The 17,211-nt window shown below is 62.1% G+C and carries 16 protein-coding genes; 12 read left to right on the top strand and 4 right to left on the bottom strand.

From position 1 onward, the window contains the following. Window positions 1-6 precede the first annotated feature (6 nt). The gene (locus BGP02_RS16285; protein ID WP_261939040.1) at window positions 7-714 is read right to left on the bottom strand and encodes an SIMPL domain-containing protein; all 708 of its coding nucleotides are present in this window, start codon (window positions 712-714) and stop codon (window positions 7-9) included. A gap of 186 nt (window positions 715-900) precedes the next feature. Then, entirely contained in the window at window positions 901-1,371 is a 471-nt protein-coding gene (locus BGP02_RS16280; RefSeq protein WP_286798850.1) for an EVE domain-containing protein, read from the bottom strand. 286 nt (window positions 1,372-1,657) lie between these two features. On the opposite strand from BGP02_RS16280, the gene BGP02_RS16275 reads away from it, so the two are divergent. Next, entirely contained in the window at window positions 1,658-2,446 is a 789-nt protein-coding gene (locus BGP02_RS16275; RefSeq protein WP_130025188.1) for a hypothetical protein, read from the top strand. Between the two features lie 109 nt (window positions 2,447-2,555). Here BGP02_RS16275 and ompA read toward each other — a convergent pair whose 3' ends face one another. After that, entirely contained in the window at window positions 2,556-3,221 is a 666-nt protein-coding gene (ompA, locus tag BGP02_RS16270) for an outer membrane protein OmpA (protein WP_017232104.1), read from the bottom strand. A gap of 411 nt (window positions 3,222-3,632) precedes the next feature. Here ompA and gyrA point away from each other — a divergent pair, with 411 nt between their 5' ends. The 6 genes from gyrA to aroA all read left to right on the top strand — a co-directional run bounded on the left by gyrA (window position 3,633) and on the right by aroA (window position 11,791). Next, window positions 3,633-6,260, top strand: a complete 2,628-nt coding sequence (gene gyrA / locus BGP02_RS16265) for a DNA gyrase subunit A (protein ID WP_150563143.1) — start codon at window positions 3,633-3,635, stop codon at window positions 6,258-6,260. A 139-nt stretch (window positions 6,261-6,399) separates the two neighbouring features. Continuing rightward, the gene (locus tag BGP02_RS16260; RefSeq protein ID WP_017232102.1) at window positions 6,400-6,987 is read left to right on the top strand and encodes a DUF2059 domain-containing protein; all 588 of its coding nucleotides are present in this window, start codon (window positions 6,400-6,402) and stop codon (window positions 6,985-6,987) included. Window positions 6,988-7,269: 282 nt separating this feature from the next. Further along, window positions 7,270-8,382: a 3-phosphoserine/phosphohydroxythreonine transaminase gene (serC, locus tag BGP02_RS16255; RefSeq protein ID WP_150563142.1), complete on the top strand. Its 1,113-nt coding sequence runs from the start codon at window positions 7,270-7,272 to the stop codon at window positions 8,380-8,382. 110 nt (window positions 8,383-8,492) lie between these two features. After that, window positions 8,493-9,575 (top strand): prephenate dehydratase, encoded by a 1,083-nt coding sequence (gene pheA / locus BGP02_RS16250; RefSeq protein WP_017232100.1) that lies wholly within the window; start codon window positions 8,493-8,495, stop codon window positions 9,573-9,575. Between the two features lie 21 nt (window positions 9,576-9,596). After that, on the top strand, window positions 9,597-10,469 hold the full coding sequence (locus tag BGP02_RS16245; protein WP_017232099.1) for a prephenate dehydrogenase: 873 nt from the start codon (window positions 9,597-9,599) through the stop codon (window positions 10,467-10,469). Further along, complete coding sequence (gene aroA / locus BGP02_RS16240; RefSeq protein WP_017232098.1) at window positions 10,469-11,791, top strand: 3-phosphoshikimate 1-carboxyvinyltransferase; 1,323 nt, start codon at window positions 10,469-10,471, stop codon at window positions 11,789-11,791. Before BGP02_RS16245 ends, aroA begins: the two co-directional genes overlap by 1 nt. Window positions 11,792-11,950: 159 nt before the next feature. Here aroA and BGP02_RS16235 read toward each other — a convergent pair whose 3' ends face one another. Then, entirely contained in the window at window positions 11,951-12,373 is a 423-nt protein-coding gene (locus tag BGP02_RS16235; protein ID WP_286798849.1) for a hypothetical protein, read from the bottom strand. A gap of 219 nt (window positions 12,374-12,592) precedes the next feature. Here BGP02_RS16235 and BGP02_RS16230 point away from each other — a divergent pair, with 219 nt between their 5' ends. The 5 genes from BGP02_RS16230 to BGP02_RS16210 all read left to right on the top strand — a co-directional run bounded on the left by BGP02_RS16230 (window position 12,593) and on the right by BGP02_RS16210 (window position 17,169). Then, window positions 12,593-13,852: an amino acid ABC transporter substrate-binding protein gene (locus BGP02_RS16230; protein ID WP_017232096.1), complete on the top strand. Its 1,260-nt coding sequence runs from the start codon at window positions 12,593-12,595 to the stop codon at window positions 13,850-13,852. 85 nt (window positions 13,853-13,937) lie between these two features. Beyond that, window positions 13,938-14,819 (top strand): branched-chain amino acid ABC transporter permease, encoded by an 882-nt coding sequence (locus tag BGP02_RS16225; RefSeq protein ID WP_286798848.1) that lies wholly within the window; start codon window positions 13,938-13,940, stop codon window positions 14,817-14,819. After that, window positions 14,812-15,768 carry a branched-chain amino acid ABC transporter permease gene (locus BGP02_RS16220; protein WP_017232094.1) on the top strand — a complete coding sequence of 319 codons (957 nt, stop codon included), beginning with the start codon at window positions 14,812-14,814 and terminating at the stop codon, window positions 15,766-15,768. The genes BGP02_RS16225 and BGP02_RS16220 overlap by 8 nt, the downstream gene beginning before the upstream one ends. Further along, window positions 15,758-16,465: an ABC transporter ATP-binding protein gene (locus BGP02_RS16215; protein WP_017232093.1), complete on the top strand. Its 708-nt coding sequence runs from the start codon at window positions 15,758-15,760 to the stop codon at window positions 16,463-16,465. Before BGP02_RS16220 ends, BGP02_RS16215 begins: the two co-directional genes overlap by 11 nt. Then, the gene (locus tag BGP02_RS16210; RefSeq protein WP_232424507.1) at window positions 16,462-17,169 is read left to right on the top strand and encodes an ABC transporter ATP-binding protein; all 708 of its coding nucleotides are present in this window, start codon (window positions 16,462-16,464) and stop codon (window positions 17,167-17,169) included. Before BGP02_RS16215 ends, BGP02_RS16210 begins: the two co-directional genes overlap by 4 nt. Window positions 17,170-17,211 lie beyond the last annotated feature (42 nt).

The raw sequence follows: 17,211 nt of genomic DNA, 5'->3' as shown, positions 1-17,211 counted from the left end.
CGCGGCTTACTTCATCTGCACCGTACCCGAGACCGTCACGGTCACCTGCGTTTTGCCGCCTTCGAGCTGCATCGGCGGCGCGGCGTCGGCGCCCGCACTCATGGCCATTGCCTTCATCGCGTACGGACGCGGCATCATCGGCGCGTTCGCACCGACCTGCACCTGACGGATCGTGTAGCTGCTGTAGCCGAAGGCCTTCGTGTTGTTCTGCGCCTGATCGCGGAACGCCTGGATGGCCTGATTCGTCAGCTCGGCCTGGGTCTTCTCCTGCGCTTCACGCGAGAGCGAGAACGACACGCCGTCCATCTGCATCTGGTTCGAGATCTGGCTGGCGAGACGCGATGCGGCACCGAAATCCTTCGAAGTCATTTGCAGTTCGGTGCGGCCTCGCCATGCGGTGATCTTGCCGTCGCGGTTGGTCGTCGGGTAGAGCGAGACGTTACCGGTCTGAACCTGCACGGCATTCTGGCCCTTGGCCACGGACATCGCGCTGTTGGCCTTCTGTGTGAGATTGCGCGACACGGTCGCGGCGTCGGCGCCTTGCTCCTGCGCGGACATCGTGATGTGAACGGTGTCCTGCTCGACTTCCTTCGTGGCGTGCGCTTCGAGGCCCAGTACACCCGAGACCTGACGGTTGGCATCTTCACCCGACTGGGCGTAGGCGACATTGGCGGCGGTGGCGATCAGCAGCGCGGCAGCGAGAGATTTGCGCATCGTATTGTCCTTTTTCGAGTGAGAGTTCGCCTGGGCGTGGCGAACGGTTGACCGGTCGCTCGCGCGGCCTTCGCGGCATGACGCTCGCCACATGATGGCGTGTCATGCGGTCATGGCCACAGGCTATGCCGGTATCGGCAACCTGATACAGACGCTATCGCAACCGGGTTGGTTCCCCCGACACTTTCAGTCTTCAAGCAGATGCCGGGTGATGAACTTCCAGTGTTTGGGCGACACGGGGGTGATCGAGAGACGGTTGCCGCGGGCGAGGACCAGCATGCCGTCCAATTCCGGCGTCTGACGCATTTCCGTGAGCGGCATGAGGCGTGTCTTGCGATCCAGTTTGACGTCGACCAGCAGCCAACGTGGCGAATCCGGCGCCGACTTGGGATCGAAATAGGGACTCTTGGAGTCGAACTGGGTAGGGTCGGGATAGGGCGTCGACGCCACCGTCGCGAGTCCGGCGATACCGGGCACCGCACAGCTCGAATGATAGAAGAGCACGCCGTCGCCCACGCGCATCTCGTCGCGCATGAAGTTTCGTGCCTGATAGTTGCGCACGCCCGTCCACGCCAGGGTCTGGTGCTTCGCGCTGGCGAGATCGTCGATACTCGCCTCCTCGGGTTCGGACTTCATCAACCAGTAACGTTGTGTCATGCCGTTTCAGAGTTAAAGTTGTTGTAACGGTAGCAAACATCGCTCAAATTGACCAAAAATCGACGCATTTTGGATGGATGGGTTGCTGCGCTGCGATCCTTGGCCAAATCCTATACTATGCGTTTGTGATCTTCGTGTGACGATTGATGTGACCGGTTGGCGGAGTGCCCTGTCCGATCTCGCAACGGGCAGTGCTCGATGCGCTTGTCAACCCGCCATTCACACAGGTCGCGCGTACGTGCTTGAGCGATACATGTTCAACCCCCTATGCCGATAGGAGCGTGTCATGGCAGCAGAGCCGTCTGTTCGAACCAATGCGTTCATCTTTTATTCCCTCGCGACGGTGTCTTTCATCGAGACCAGCGTGCCGGAGTTCGTCTCCACGCTCAACCAGATGTATGGCGACGACGACGAGATGAGAACGTGGCTGCGCGATACCTGGCTGCCCGAGGAAGTCGAGCACGGGCGGCTCGCCAAGGACTACATCGCGCGTGTCTGGCCCGAGTTCGACTGGGCGCCGGCGTACGACGCATTTCTGGAACGCTATAAGCCGCGGTGCGATGTGCAGCACATGCGGCCGTCGCTGGCCCTCGAGGCGCTTTCACGCTGCGTGACCGAGACGCAAACGGCCATGATCTACCGCTGCCTGGAATCCTATATGCCGGTCGAGGAACTCAAGCAGATGATGCATAAGTTGAGCAATGAGGAGGTCGGCCACTATCGCTATTTCCGCAAGACATTCGATCGGTACAACGCGGTGGAGCAGCGCGGGGTGATCCGGCGGCTGAGAACCATGGTCGCGCGCAGCGAACTGGTGCGCGACGAGGACATTGCGTTCGCGTTCGAGCCGCTCAATCGATTCTGGCGCACACCGCCGCCGTTCGAGACGATGACCTGGGACGCGTTCCTCGCGATGTCGGGCGATGTGATGAAGCAGTACATGCCTGTCGAGGCGGCCACGCGCATGATGTTCAAGCCGCTGGAGACGGGATCGTGGTGGCGCGACCGTCCGGTCAAGGCGCTGCTGAGCTTTATGGTGCGCCGGCAGTATCCGCAACTGGGCAGCGAGGCGTGAGGGTGCCGATTGTCGGAACCTCGCGACGGTTCGGATGACGGATCCGATCACGGCAGACGAAAAAAAACCCCGCCGAGGCGGGGTTTTTTCGTAGTCGGTGAGAACCGTATTACTTGTTCGTGCCGACGACTTCGACTTCCACGCGGCGATCCGGTGCCAGGCACTTGATCAGCTGACCGCGATTCTTCTGGTTGCAACCGGTCGTGACCGGGTTGCGCTTGCCCTTGCCTTCCGTGTAGACGCGGTTGGCTTCAACGCCCTTGCTGACCAGATAGGCCTTCACAGCTTGAGCGCGACGCAGCGACAGACGGTCGTTGTACTTGTCCGAACCGATGCGGTCGGTGTAGCCCGTGGCAACCACGACTTCCAGGTTCAGTGCTTGAACCTTGCCAGCCAGGTCGTCCAGCTTGGCCTTGCCTTCCGGCTTCAGGATGGCCTTGTCGAAATCGAACAGGGCGTCAGCTTGGTACGTCACCTTCTGCGAAACCGGAGCGACCGGAACCGGAGCCGGTGCCGGAGCCGGTGCCTGGGCGATGATCGAACCATCGCATTTGGCATTGGCCGTGGCCGGGGTCCAGTAGGCATCGCGCCAGCACAGTTCGTCCGAGCCGTTCTTCCAAACCCACTCGCCGCTGCCGTTAACCCAGTTGTCGTTGACAGCTTGTTTCGAGGCCGCGATCGGACCCGGAGCGGTCTGGACATAATTTTGAGCCATAGCCGAAGCAGCCATCACTGCGGTAGCTGCAACGATCGCGAGCTTAGCGAATTTATTCATATTTCTCCTCTCGAAATGAGATTACCGCAGGGTTACTGCGAGCCTAGACGACGGTACCAAAGTCTTACATCGCTCGAAGTATAACATCGGCCTTTGCGCCAAAGCATGGCCCATGCACTTCGAATAATGTCTAACTTATGCCACGGCATTTTGCCATAGCGCTTCCGCCACCCGTGAGCAAAACCCCAAGTTTGCCGCCCGTCGTGGCGCAGTTGTGGCGTGAGCGCAACACCTTTTGAGGCCCCTCGCCAACCGTTTCATTCTTCGTCGTCATCGATCGTTTTGGTATGCCGGACGTGTCTTGTGCATCGCATCACGCTCGTTTCGGATGCCAATGACGGGCATGTTAGAATCTTAAGATCATATCGCCGGCAACCGCCTATCGCGATTAGGGTTTGATAGATACGAATAATGGATCAGTTCGCCAAAGAAACTCTCCCGATTTCGCTTGAAGAAGAAATGCGGCGGTCGTATCTCGATTACGCCATGAGCGTGATCGTCGGCCGCGCCCTGCCAGACGTGCGCGACGGCCTGAAGCCGGTGCACCGCCGTGCACTGTTTGCCATGCACGAGTTGAATAACGACTGGAACCGGGCATACAAGAAATCGGCACGTATCGTCGGTGACGTCATCGGTAAGTACCACCCGCACGGCGACGCCTCTGTATACGACACCATCGTTCGTATGGCGCAGCCGTTCTCGCTGCGCTACATGCTGGTCGACGGGCAGGGGAACTTCGGCTCGGTCGACGGCGACAACGCCGCTGCCATGCGATACACCGAAGTGCGCATGGCCAAGATCGGCCACGAGCTGCTCGCGGACATCGACAAGGAAACCGTCGACTTCGGTCCGAACTACGACGGCAGCGAGAAAGAGCCATTGATCTTGCCGGCCCGCATCCCGAACCTGCTGCTCAACGGTTCGTCGGGGATTGCGGTCGGCATGGCCACGAACATTCCGCCGCACAATCTCAACGAAGTCGTGGAAGGCTGTCTGCACGTGCTCAAGCACCCGGAAGCCACCATCGACGAACTCATCGAGATCATTCCGGCCCCGGATTTCCCGACGGCCGGCATCATCTACGGCATCTCCGGCGTGCGCGAGGGCTACCGCACCGGTCGCGGTCGTGTGGTGATGCGAGCGAAGACTCACTTCGAAGACATCGATCGCGGCCAGCGCGTGGCGATCATCGTCGACGAGCTGCCGTATCAGGTGAACAAGCGCTCACTGCTCGAGCGTATTGCCGAGCTGGTCAACGAGAAGCGTATTGAAGGGATTTCCGACATTCGCGACGAGTCCGACAAGAGCGGCATGCGCGTGGTGATCGAACTCAAGCGCGGCGAAGTGCCCGAGGTTGTGCTCAACAATCTCTATAAGCACACGCAGCTGCAAGACACGTTCGGCATGAACATGGTGGCGCTGGTCGACGGCCAGCCCAAGCTGCTGAACCTGCGCGAAATGCTGGTGCACTTCCTTGCGCACCGCCGCGAAGTGATTACTCGCCGCACGATCTACGAACTGCGTCGCGCCCGTGAGCGTGGGCATGTGCTCGAAGGTCTGGCGGTAGCGCTTGCTAACATCGACGACTTCATCGCGATCATCAAGGCGGCACCGACGCCGCCGATCGCGAAGGCCGCGTTGATGGAAAAGGCATGGGATTCGTCGGTCGTGCGCGACATGCTCGCGCGGGCCGAAAGCGATACGCAGGGCGGCCGTGCGGCCTACCGTCCGGAAGGGCTCGACGCCGCCGTGGGCATGCAGGCCGACGGACTCTACCGTCTGTCGGAGACGCAGGCGCAGGAAATTCTGCAGATGCGTCTGCAGCGCCTGACCGGTCTGGAACAGGACAAGATCGTTTCCGAGTACAAGGAAGTGATGGCCCAGATCGCCGACCTGCTCGACATCCTGGCGCGCCCTGAACGCGTGACGGCGATCATCGGCGACGAACTGACGGCCGTGCGCGCCGAGTTCGGCGACGAGCGTCGTTCGACCATCGAACACAACGCCACCGAACTCGACACCGAAGACCTGATTACGCCGCAGGACATGGTGGTTACGCTGTCGCACTCGGGCTACATCAAGTCGATGCCGTTGTCCGAATACCGCGCACAGAAGCGCGGTGGCCGAGGCAAGCAGGCTGCCGCGACCAAGGACGACGACTGGATCGACACGCTGTTCATTGCCAATACACACGATACGATTCTGTGCTTCTCGAATCGCGGCCGCGTGTATTGGATCAAGGTCTATGAAGTGCCGCAGGGGTCACGAACCTCGCGCGGGCGTCCGATCGTCAATATGTTCCCGTTGCAGGACGGCGAGAAGATCAACGTGGTGCTGCCGGTCAAGGCATACACGGAAGATCGCTTCGTGTTCATGGCCACGAGCCTGGGCACGGTCAAGAAGACGCCGCTGACGGCCTTCAGCCGTCCGCTCAAGAAGGGCATCATCGCGGTGAATCTCGATGACGGCGACGTGTTGATCGGCGCGGCCATCACCGACGGTGCCCACGACGTCATGTTGTTCTCGGACAGCGGCAAGGCGGTGCGTTTCGACGAAAACGATGTGCGTCCGATGGGACGCGAAGCGCGTGGCGTGCGCGGCATGCAGCTCGAAGACGGGCAGACGGTCATCGCGCTGCTGGTTGCCGAGAACGAGCAGCAGTCGGTGCTCACGGCGACCGAAAACGGCTACGGCAAACGCACGTCGATCACCGAATATACGCGCCACGGCCGTGGCACTAAGGGTATGATTGCGATCCAGACGAGCGAACGCAACGGCCGGGTGGTCGCGGCGACGCTGGTCGAGCCGGATGACGAGATCATGCTGATCACGACCGGCGGGGTGCTGATCCGTACGCGCGTGTCGGAAATTCGCGAAATGGGCCGGGCCACGCAGGGGGTGACGCTGATCAGCCTGGACGAAGGCACGACGCTTTCGGGCCTGCAACGCATCGTCGAGTCCGATGCCGAAATCGCGGAGAATGGCGGTGATGCTCAAGATGGCGACGAGACGCCGGAAGCGGATGTCACGGAATCATGACTGACGTAACGCGATGTAAGCTGCGGGCGCATTACCCCGAAAAGTCAGTAGAATCTGGCTCGATGCAGTGAAGTGCCCAGGCGAGGATGCATCTATTTATCGCCGGACAAAGCCGGCGAACTTTGGAGTGACTATTACTATGCAACATAACGTCAAGAAGTGGATGTGGCTGCTGCTCGCAGCGCCGGCAATGGCGATGGCTCAACAAAGCGCCCCGATCGATGCCGACAAGAAGGCCGCCATCAAGGACCTGCTCGACGCCATCGACGCGAATAAGCTCGTCGCTGCCATCGGTGACGGCGCGCAGCAACAGGCGAAGCAATTGGCGCCGCAAGTGCTCGAACGCCAACTGGTCGCCAACAAGACGATGAGCGATGCGCAGAAGCAGGCCATTGTGCCGACGCTGCAAGAGCGCTCGGTGCAAAAGCTCGTCGAGGGGGCAGGCAAGGTCTTCACTTCCGACGCGTTCAAGAACGATGCCGTGCAAGCGCAATACGCGGCTTATGGCAAGTTCTACACCACCGACGAAATCAAGGGTCTGACGGCGTTTTACAAGAGCGCGGTCGGCCAGAAGTACATCAAGGTGCAGGATCAGGTTGGCCAGGAAGTCGTTGGCGGTCTGATGCAGAAGTACATGCCGCAATCGATCGACGCGACCAGCAAGCAAGCGGACGCAGAGATTGCCGCGGCTGCCAAGTCGGCACCGAAGGCGCCGGCCAAGAAGTAAATTTCGGCCGGTCCCGCTGGGATTGACCGATAATGGCCGTTTGCGAGCGATCGCAAACGGCCATTTTGCATTGACGGTGTGAACTGCCGGGTTTTGCTCGGAATTTTCCGGCAAAGCCATCGTCCAGCGGCGGAATTGGGGCGGACACCCGCACGTCGAAGGCATCTGGCGGTATAGTGGGTCTTCGCCGCCTCGCAAACGAGTCATCGTCAGACGTGAAACGCAAGCCGCACGGGGCAGTGTCCGTCGGCTTGCGTTTCACTTTTACCGTGGCAAAACATTATGACGCGCGCTTTCAATTTTTCGGCCGGTCCGGCGGCGCTGCCGGCCGAGGTGCTGGCACAGGCTGCCGAGGAAATGCTCGACTGGCACGGCGCCGGTATGGGCGTGATGGAGATGAGCCATCGCGGACGTGAGTTCATGAGCATTCTGGCGCAGGCGCAGGCCGATCTGCGTGAGCTGCTCGCCGTGCCGGACAACTACCGGATTCTGTTCATGCAGGGCGGCGCGCTGGCCGAGAACGCGCTCATCCCGATGAACCTGTTGGGCGGCGAGCGTGCGGGAGAGCGTCGTACGGCGGACTACGTCGTCACCGGGTCGTGGTCGGTGAAGTCGCAGAAGGAGGCGCGCAAGTATTGCGACGTCAATATCGCCGCGAGCACCGAAGCCGAGAAGTTCACCCGCCTGCCGACAATGGACGAATGGCAGTTGTCCAAAGATCCGGCTTACGTGCATATCTGTACGAATGAAACCATTCATGGCGTCGAGTATTTCTGGACGCCCGATTTGGGCGCCGCCGGGCGGCCGAACGTGCCGCTCGTGGCGGACGTCTCGTCGCACATTCTTTCGCGTCCGATGGATGTGTCGAAGTTCGGCGTGATGTACGGCGGTGCGCAAAAGAATATCGGTCCGTCGGGGCTGACGGTGGTCATCGTGCGCGACGACTTGCTTGGCCGCGCGTTGCCGATCACGCCGAGTGCGTTCGATTGGAAGATCGTTGCCGAGAACGACTCGATGTTCAACACGCCGCCGACCTACGCAATCTACATCGCCGGTCTGGTGTTCCAGTGGCTCAAGCGCCAGGGGGGACTGGTGGCCATGGAGGCGCAGAACAAGGCCAAGGCCGATTGCCTCTATGGCTACCTGGACAGCAGCGAGTTTTACCGCACCCCCGTCGCGAAGGATTGCCGCTCGCGCATGAACGTGCCGTTTTTCCTGCACGACGACGCATTGAACGAGTCTTTCCTGGCCGGCGCTCGCGAGCGCGGCCTGCTGCAACTCAAGGGCCACAAGTCCGTGGGAGGCATGCGCGCCTCGATTTACAACGCGATGCCGCTGGCCGGCGTCAAGGCGCTGGTCGATTATCTGCGCGAATTCGAGCGCAGCCACGGCTGACGAGGGCGAACGGCCGGCGCAAAAGGAATGTCCCGACGCGCTTCGGGACATCGCGCCAAGCACGGTCGAATCGCCCGCCCCTGTTCCACTGCATGACGACAATACGCTCCATGGAAGACGATCTGAACGCATTGCTGCGCCCCTTGCGGGAGAAAATCGATGACATCGACGCGCAGCTTCTGAAACTGCTCAACCAACGCGCCGCCGTCGCCCTGGAAGTGGGCGAAGTCAAGAAGCGTTTCGGCGCGCCGGTGTTCCGGCCTGAGCGCGAATTGCAGGTCATTTCGCGTCTGCAACAAACCAACGACGGCCCGTTGTATGGCGACAATCTGGCGTCGATCTGGCGCGAGATCATGTCGGCCAGCCGTGCGCTGGAGAAGGTCATGACGGTCGCTTACCTGGGGCCGGCCGGCACCTACAGCGAACAGGCGGCATTTGCCTACTTCGGACAAAGCGTGAAAGGCTTGCCGTGCCCGTCGCTCGACGAGGTGTTCCGCGCCGTCGAGGCCGGCAGCGCGGACTTCGGCGTCGTGCCGGTCGAGAATTCGACCGAGGGTGTCGTGTCGCGCACGCTGGACCTGCTGCTGCAAAGTCCGCTGACGATCAGCGGCGAAGTGGCTTTGCCGATTCATCACAATCTGATGTCGCTCTCGGGCACGCTCGACGGGGTCAAGCGCATCTGCTCGCATGCGCAGTCGCTCGCCCAATGTCAGCACTGGCTTACGGCGCATTTTCCGCTGCTGGAGCGGCAGGCGGTGTCGAGCAATGCTGAGGCGGCGCGTATGGCGTCGGCCGATCCGACCATTGCGGCGATTGCCGGCGAGTCCGCGGCGACCCAGTACGGACTGCAGGTGGCCTACGCGCACGTGCAGGACGATCCGCACAACCGCACGCGATTCGTCGTTGTCGGCACGCAGGATCCGGCGCCGAGCGGCCACGATCAAACATCGCTGATTCTCTCGGTACCGAATCGCGCCGGTGCCGTGGTAGCGTTACTCGAACCGCTGGCGAACAATGGCGTGTCGATGACGCGCTTCGAGTCGCGTCCGGCCAAAAGCGGCGCGTGGGAGTATTACTTCTACGTCGATTTCGAGGGGCATCGCGACGATCCCAATGTCGCCAAGGCGCTCGACGCGCTCCGTCAGAACGCGGCTTATTGCAAAGTGCTCGGGTCATACCCGCGCTCCGCATAACGGGGCGGCGGACGAAACACCATGAGTCTGAATAAACTCGTCATCTGCGGCGTCGGCCTGATTGGCGGTTCGCTCGCACGTGCGCTCAAGGCCGCGGGTGCCGTGAAGGAAGTCGTTGGCGTCGGGCGCAGCGAGGCGTCGCTGGCGCGCGCGCGCGAACTCGGTGTGATCGATCGGGCTGCCGTGTCAATGGCCGAGGCCGTGGCGGGGGCCGATATCGTCGTGCTCGCGGCGCCGGTGGCGCAGACGCCCGCATTGCTCGCGGCGATCCGCCCGTTTCTCGGTGGCGATACGATCGTGACCGACGCGGGAAGTACCAAAACGGACGCCGTAACCGCCGCCAAGGCCGCACTGGGCGACGAAGTCTGGCGCTTCGTGCCGGGGCACCCTATCGCCGGGGCGGAATTGTCCGGTGTCGATGCAGCGAAAGCCGATTTGTATCTCGACCGGCGCGTCGTGCTGTGTCCGCAAACGAACAATCGTCACGAGGACGTCGCGCGGGTGCGCGCGATGTGGGAGGCGACCGGGGCGCGTGTGTCGGAAATGTCCGAGACGCAGCACGATCGCGTATTCGCGTCGGTCAGTCACCTGCCGCATGTTCTCTCGTACGCGCTCATCGCGCAGATTCTCGAAGCCCCCGACGCTGCCTCGAAATTCGGTTTCGCGGGCGGTGGTTTTCGCGACTTTACGCGCATCGCGGCATCGAATCCGGAAATGTGGCGCGATATCTGTATGGCCAATCGCGAGGCACTGCTCGCCGAACTCGATGGCTACGTCGCGACGCTCGCGGGTTTGCGTCAATTGATCGATGCCGGTGACGGCGCCGGTCTCGAGGCCGTCTTCGCGCGCACCAGCCAGGCGCGCACGAACTGGGCCAAGCAACAGGAAAAGTAATGGAAACGCTCGATCTGGGTCCTTACGGACACGCCGAAGGCACGCTGCGCCTGCCCGGCTCGAAAAGTATCTCGAACCGCGTATTGCTGCTCGCCGCGTTGTCCCACGGCACAACCCGCGTGCGCGACCTGCTCGCGTCGGACGACACGAAGGTCATGCTCGACGCCTTGGCGACGCTTGGCGTCAAATGTACGCAGGTCGGTGACTCGCGCGATTTCATCGTTGAGGGCTGCGGCGGTGCATTTCCCGTCAAGACGGCCAAGCTGTTCATGGGCAACGCGGGCACGGCCATTCGTCCGCTGACGGCGGCGCTCGCGCTTAGCCACGGCGACTATGCGGTCTCAGGGGTGGCGCGTATGCACGAACGCCCGATCGGCGACCTGGTTGACGGCTTGCGTCAGCTCGGCGCGCATATCGATTACGTCGGTAACGCCGGCTATCCCCCGCTGCATATCCAGCCGGCCGATGTGGCCGCACCGTCGGCGCCCATTCGCGTGCGTGGCGATGTGTCGAGCCAGTTCCTTACCGCGTTGCTGCTCACGTTGCCGCTGTTGCCGTCGGCAACGGGCGAGATCGTCGTTGAAGTCGAGGGAGAGCTGATTTCCAAGCCGTACATCGACATCACGCTGCGACTGTTGCGGCGCTTCGGCATCGATGTCCGGCAAGACGGATGGTCGCGCTTCACGTTGCCGGCGGCGGATGCCGGCGGCGCGAAGTATCGGAGTCCGGGCGAGGTCCGGGTCGAAGGCGATGCGTCGTCGGCGTCGTACTTCCTCGCCGCCGGGGCCATTGGGGGCGGACCGCTGCGCGTGGAAGGCGTCGGCCGCGACAGCATTCAGGGCGATGTGCGTTTCGTGGACGCCCTCGCGGCGATGGGCGCGCGCGTCACACTGTTCGACGACGCCATTGAAGTGCACGGCGTCGACACGCCGAGCGGCAAGCTGCGTTCGCTCGACATGGACTTCAATCACATTCCCGACGCAGCAATGACGATCGCGGTCGCCGCCCTTTTCGCGGACGGCACCACCACGCTGCGCAATATCGCAAGCTGGCGCGTGAAGGAAACGGATCGTTTGGCCGCCATGGCAATCGAACTGCGCAAGGTGGGGGCAACGGTGGAGGAGGGCACGGACTATTTGCGTGTCACGCCGCCCGCCGCACTCACACCGAACGCGGCCATCGACACCTACGACGATCACCGTATGGCGATGTGCTTCTCACTCGTGAGCCTGGGCGGCGTGCCGGTGACGATCAACGATCCGAAATGCGTTGCCAAGACGTTCCCGACGTATTTCACCGAGTTTGCGCGCGTTGCGTCCTAGCGCGTTGCAAATGCTGGGTCGCACGCCGTTGTTGAAAGGGCAGAACTGACGGTACGTACGCGCGTCGGCCCCTGATTGTCGGAAGACCACTCGGGGGCCGATCACGCTGGCCGTGTGCGTGGCCAGGCCCCTGGCACGAGATCGACCGCCCGGTGCACCTCAATTTCCCTCCTGTCTATCTGCATAGCCCCGCGTGCCGCGCGGCTCGGGATCGGCGTGCTCTGCCTGCCTCGCCCCGGAAACATCCGGCCTCTCCGGCGCTTTCGGCCTCTCCGGCACATCCGGCACATCCGGCACATCCGGCACATCCGGCACATCCGGCACATCCGGCACATCCGGCACATCCGGCGCATCCGGCACATCCGGCACATCCGGCACATCCGGCGCATCCGGCACATCCGGTACATCCGGCACATCAGGCGCATCAGGCGCATCAGGCGCGAGCCGGCCGGACGTCACTTTTCCCAGCCACCCGTCGGCGCATTTGTGCGGATTTTCGCGCAATGCGCATGTCGCGACACGCGGGCACCGTGCTGCATCAAGGCATTGCGTTCGCCGATGTGATTGGCATGCGAATTGCATAACGTTCTCCAAACAATCGAATATCGATCATCAGGAGACATGTCATGACATTCACCCGCCTTCCCATTTACTGACCCACCGGGCCCAACCGGCCCGGCCTCAGGCCGTCGGTTCCCATTCGCTTCCCACGTAGCAGAACCCTGACCACGTGCGTCATTGCGGCTTTCGCCGCGCGGCGTGGACAGGTCTTGATGTCAAAACGATCCAGAGGAGATTTCAATGCACGCGCGACTGACCCGTAAAACCGCCACTTCGCTGAAAATGACCGCCGCCGCGATCGCTTGCGCGTTCGCCAGCCTGGGGGCGCAAGCTGCACAGGCGCCAGCACAGATCAGTATTGGCACGCTCTACGCGAGCACTGGCCCGTTCGCGGTGGCTTCCCAGGGGCAATACGAAGGGCTGAAGTTCTGGGCCGACACCGTCAACAAGCAGGGCGGGGTGCTCGTCAAGGCATACGGCAAGAAGATTCCCGTGAAGATCGTGGCGTACGACGACCAGAGTTCGACGTCCACGGCCACCACGCTCTATAACCAGTTGATCACGCAGGACAAGGTCGACATCCTCGTGGCCGACTTTGGGTCGGTGCTGACGTCGGTCGCGGTGCCGCTCGCGGCTGAGCACCACATGCTGTTGATCGATCCGACCGGCTCGGGGGCGAACTTCTTCACTCAGAAGACCGATTACCTCGCCGATGTGAGTATTCCGTCGTCGACGGTCTGGCCGGTGCCGCTCGCCAACTTCCTCCTCAAGCAGAAGATCAAGCGCGTGGCGATTGTCTACGGCGCGAACGATTTCGATGCCTCGCAAGCCGAAACGATGAAGGCGGAACTCGCGAAGGGAGGCGTGACGCCGGTGTTCTACCACAGCGTGCCGACCACGGAATCGAACTACAACGTGCTGCTGCACACGGCGAAGGCCGCCAATCCCCAGGCGTTGCTTGAATTCGGCTACGCGCCGAACGACATCGCATTCCTGCGCGCGCTGTCGCAAAGCGGCCTGCATTTCGACATGACGTTCACGATCTTCCCGGGGCAACTGCTGCAACTGCTCACGAAGAATGCGGGGGTCGATGCGCTCGCCTACACGTACACGTACCCCACGCCGCCGCTGGTCAAGTACGACAAGGTCACTTACGGGATGAATACCGCGCAATTTGTGCAGGCGTTCCAGGCCGACCAACACAAGGATCCGACCTTCCTCGACTCGGCCGGTTACAACACGGGCATTGTCATGGAGAAGATGCTTGGCGACGCACCGACGTTTGCACAACCGGCCTTCCATCAGGCCTTGATGGACATGTCCGGAAAGACGACCACGCTGCTGGGGCCGTTCCAGATCAATGCGAACGGGGCGCAGCTCGGCCAACCGTTCCCGGTCGCCCAGATGGTGCCGGACGGCAACAAGGGGCTCAAGTTCGTCGTCGTGTATCCGGACTCGCATGCGACCGGCAAGCCGGTGTATCCGGCGCCGACGCACTGATCGTCAGTCGCATCGTCTGATCAGGAACCGGCCGGCGCCGAACGACGGCGCCGGCGACGACATCCTCGCTTGCGAAGGGACGAACGTGGAACTTCTTGCTTATGCCGTCATGGGCGGCATTCTGTACGGTATCTTCTTCACGCTGGTCGGCCTGGGACTCAATCTCGTGTTCGGCGTGATGCGTATCATCAATCTCGCGCACGGGCAGTTCATCGTGCTGGGCAGCTATGCGGCGTGGATGGTCTCGCATCATTTCGGCCTGAGTCCGTTGTGGGCCATTCCCGTGTCGGTGGCCGCGGCAGCGATCATTGGCTGGCCGATGTATCGGGCCGTCGTGCCGCGACTGCAGCGCAGCGACGACCCGGAGATGCTGTCGTTCATCCTGTTCTTCGGCATTGGCCAGATGCTCGAGTCGTTGACGGTACTGATGTTCGGCGCCGACCAGCGCTCGTTGCCCGACGATGCGCTCGGCAGCGGCAATCTGGGGGCCTTCGGCCAGCAGTTTCCCGATAGTTGGTGGTGGGCCGCCGGCATCAGCGTTGCGGCGCTGGTTGTGCTGTGGCTGTATTTCTCGCGCACGCGGTTCGGCTATGCAACTCGCGCAGTGATGGCCAATCGGGAAGAGGCCGTTGCCACCGGAATCGACGTGCGCCGTGTGTCGACCATTGCGTTCGTCGCAGGTCTCGCGCTCGCGGGCATCGCGGGCGTGTTCGTGCCGTATCTCCTCGGCTCGGTGTCGCCCGATCTTGGCGACAACCTCACCACGACCGCGTTCGCGATCGTGGTCATCGGCTCCCTTGGCAATCCGCTTGGCACGATTGCCGGCGGGCTCGTGTTCGGTCTCGGCACGATGCTGATGCAAACCTATTACTCGTCGTGGTCGAACGTAGTGCCGTATGCGCTGCTGTTGATCATTGTGCTCATTCGTCCCTCGGGCTTGCTCGGAAAGGCGGTGCGTCTTGCTTGATACCACTCTGAACCCCACCGGACAGACGGCGCCGCGACGCTTGCGCGCACCGGCTATCACGCTTGCAGTGGTTGCCGCGATCTTCCTCGTGGCACCTCATGTGTACGCCAACCAGTCGCTGCTGTTCACGATCATGACGTTTATCGTGCTGGCACAGGGACTCAACTTGCTGTACGGCTTCACCGGCTATTTGCCGTTCGGCTATGTGGGCTTTTTCGGCAGTGGTGCCTATGCAACGTCGCTGCTCGTGCTTCATACGCACCTGCCCATTCTCGCGTGCGTCGCGGGCGGCGGCCTCGCGGCCGCACTGCTCGGGCTGGTGCTCGGGCCGCTGTTGCGGCTCTCGGGCGCCTACTTCTCGATTGCGAATCTCGCGGCGTCGCAGATCATCTACTTCGTTGTGTCGAACCCGAACCTGTCCGACGTGACCGGCGGCCCCTACGGACTCAAGATCGAACAGGTCTACAGTCCGGACGCAAGCTACGCCTGCATGCTCGGCGTTTTGCTCATCGCGTGCGCATTTGCGGCGTACTTCCGCACGTCCGGCTTTGGCATGTCGCTGCGTGCGGTCAAGCAGGATCCGGTGAGCGCGGCGATGGCGGGCGTCAACGTTGTGCAGGCGCGTCTCGTCGCGTGGCTGGTGTCGGCATTGATCGCCGGGCTCGCGGGCGGCACCTACGCATGGGGCATCTCGGTGTTCTATCCCGACGCGGTGTTCACGTTGCAGTTCTCGGTGTTCGCCATCGTGTTCGCACTCTTCGGCGGCGTCGGCACGGTCATCGGGCCGATTGTCGGCGCGGGGCTGCTCTACGTCCTGTACGCGGCGATCGGGATTTCCACGCCACAGTACTTCCAGTTCATCTATGGCGGTCTCATCGTGCTGCTCGTGCTGTTTCTGCCGGGTGGCCTCCTGTCGCTGCTGCAACGTCGGGGTATCCATGTCTTCTGAATTGTTGCAACTCGTGGGCGTTCACAAGCGCTTCGGCGCACAGGTCGTGCTCAACGATGTGAACTTTGCTGTCGTGCCCGGCGAGATCGTCGGTCTCGTCGGCCCGAATGGCTCCGGCAAGACGACGACCATCAACGTGATCTCGGGGCTCCTGCAGGCGGACGAGGGCGCGATCGATTTCCTCGGGCAAACGATCAACCGCATGCCGATGCACCGGCGTGTACACCTTGGCATCAACCGTACGTTTCAGGTGCCGAAGGTGTTTCGCGACATGACCGTGCACGAGAACGTTGAAGTCGCGGCGCGCAGCGTGCGTCTGGATCCCCGCGAGATCGGACCGATTCTCGAAGACATCGGTCTCGCCAGTGTGGCGTCGCGTGTCGCGGGTTCGCTGACGGTGAATCAACAGAAGCTGCTCGATCTCGGACGGGCGCTCGCCACGCGGCCGCAATTGCTGCTGGTCGACGAGATTGGTGCGGGGCTCAATCCCGCGGAATTGAATGTGATTGCCGAGTTGCTGCAACGACTGTCGGCACGTGGCATCGCGATGATCGTGGTCGAGCACTTGCTCGATTTTCTCAACCGCATCACCGAACGTGTGATCGTGCTCGGCGCCGGGCGCATGTTGTTCGAGGGACCGCTCGCGTCGGCAGCGCGCGACCCCGAGGTGATCGCTGCATTTATTGGAGCGGCATGATGACGGCATCCCTGGTAATCGAAGGCGTGGAGGCCGGCTATGGGGACATGCAGGTGCTCTGGGGCGTCGATATGCGGGTCGAGCCCGGGCAAACCGTGTTGTTGCTCGGTGCAAACAGCGCGGGCAAGACGACGCTGCTGCGCACGCTGATTGGGCTATTGCCGTGCAAGGGCGGGCGCATCACGCTCGACGGCGAGCGCATTGACACGCTGCGGCCTGATCAGCGGATTCGGCGCGGCATCGCATTCATGTCGGAGCTCGGTGTATTTCCGACGCTGTCGATCGACGAGAACATCGCGCTCGGCGGCTATTTCATGCCCGAAGCGAAAATCCGTCAGCGCAAGGAAGTGTTGTTCGCGCTTTTTCCCGCACTGGCGGCGAAGCGGCGTGCTGCCGCGGCAAGCCTGTCGGGGGGGCAACGCAAGATGCTCGGCATCGCGAAGGTGCTCATCGCCGAACCCCGCCTCCTGTTGATGGACGAGCCGTCCTCCGGTCTCGCGCCGGTGTTCGTCAAGCACGTGATCGACGCGTTGCGCACGGCCATTGGCGACGGAACCTCGTTGCTGATCGCGGAGCAGAATATCGCGTTCCTCGATCTTGCCGATCGCGGTTACTTGCTCGATCACGGCAAGGTTCGCGTGTCGGGCTCGCGCGCGGAGCTCGAAGCGAGCGACGCCGTGCGCGAGACTTACTTCGGGCTGTAAGGTTCGTTTGGCGAACGATGTCCGGGATGTCGACGCGTTGTC

This window comes from Pandoraea sp. 64-18 (genome assembly GCF_001899225.1).
Classification (GTDB): Bacteria; Pseudomonadota; Gammaproteobacteria; order Burkholderiales; family Burkholderiaceae; genus Pandoraea; species Pandoraea cepalis.
The sequence above is the reverse complement of the archived record's forward strand: the minus strand, read 5'-3'. Positions and strand labels throughout refer to the sequence as shown.

Coding starts and splice junctions, on each gene's coding strand:
- BGP02_RS16285 (WP_261939040.1), bottom strand. CDS start 714: ATGCGCAAATCTCTCGCTGCCGCGCTGCTGATCGCCACCGCCGCCAAT.
- BGP02_RS16280 (WP_286798850.1), bottom strand. CDS start 1,371: ATGACACAACGTTACTGGTTGATGAAGTCCGAACCCGAGGAGGCGAGT.
- BGP02_RS16275 (WP_130025188.1), top strand. CDS start 1,658: ATGGCAGCAGAGCCGTCTGTTCGAACCAATGCGTTCATCTTTTATTCC.
- ompA (WP_017232104.1), bottom strand. CDS start 3,221: ATGAATAAATTCGCTAAGCTCGCGATCGTTGCAGCTACCGCAGTGATG.
- gyrA (WP_150563143.1), top strand. CDS start 3,633: ATGGATCAGTTCGCCAAAGAAACTCTCCCGATTTCGCTTGAAGAAGAA.
- BGP02_RS16260 (WP_017232102.1), top strand. CDS start 6,400: ATGCAACATAACGTCAAGAAGTGGATGTGGCTGCTGCTCGCAGCGCCG.
- serC (WP_150563142.1), top strand. CDS start 7,270: ATGACGCGCGCTTTCAATTTTTCGGCCGGTCCGGCGGCGCTGCCGGCC.
- pheA (WP_017232100.1), top strand. CDS start 8,493: ATGGAAGACGATCTGAACGCATTGCTGCGCCCCTTGCGGGAGAAAATC.
- BGP02_RS16245 (WP_017232099.1), top strand. CDS start 9,597: ATGAGTCTGAATAAACTCGTCATCTGCGGCGTCGGCCTGATTGGCGGT.
- aroA (WP_017232098.1), top strand. CDS start 10,469: ATGGAAACGCTCGATCTGGGTCCTTACGGACACGCCGAAGGCACGCTG.
- BGP02_RS16235 (WP_286798849.1), bottom strand. CDS start 12,373: ATGCAATTCGCATGCCAATCACATCGGCGAACGCAATGCCTTGATGCA.
- BGP02_RS16230 (WP_017232096.1), top strand. CDS start 12,593: ATGCACGCGCGACTGACCCGTAAAACCGCCACTTCGCTGAAAATGACC.
- BGP02_RS16215 (WP_017232093.1), top strand. CDS start 15,758: ATGTCTTCTGAATTGTTGCAACTCGTGGGCGTTCACAAGCGCTTCGGC.
- BGP02_RS16210 (WP_232424507.1), top strand. CDS start 16,462: ATGATGACGGCATCCCTGGTAATCGAAGGCGTGGAGGCCGGCTATGGG.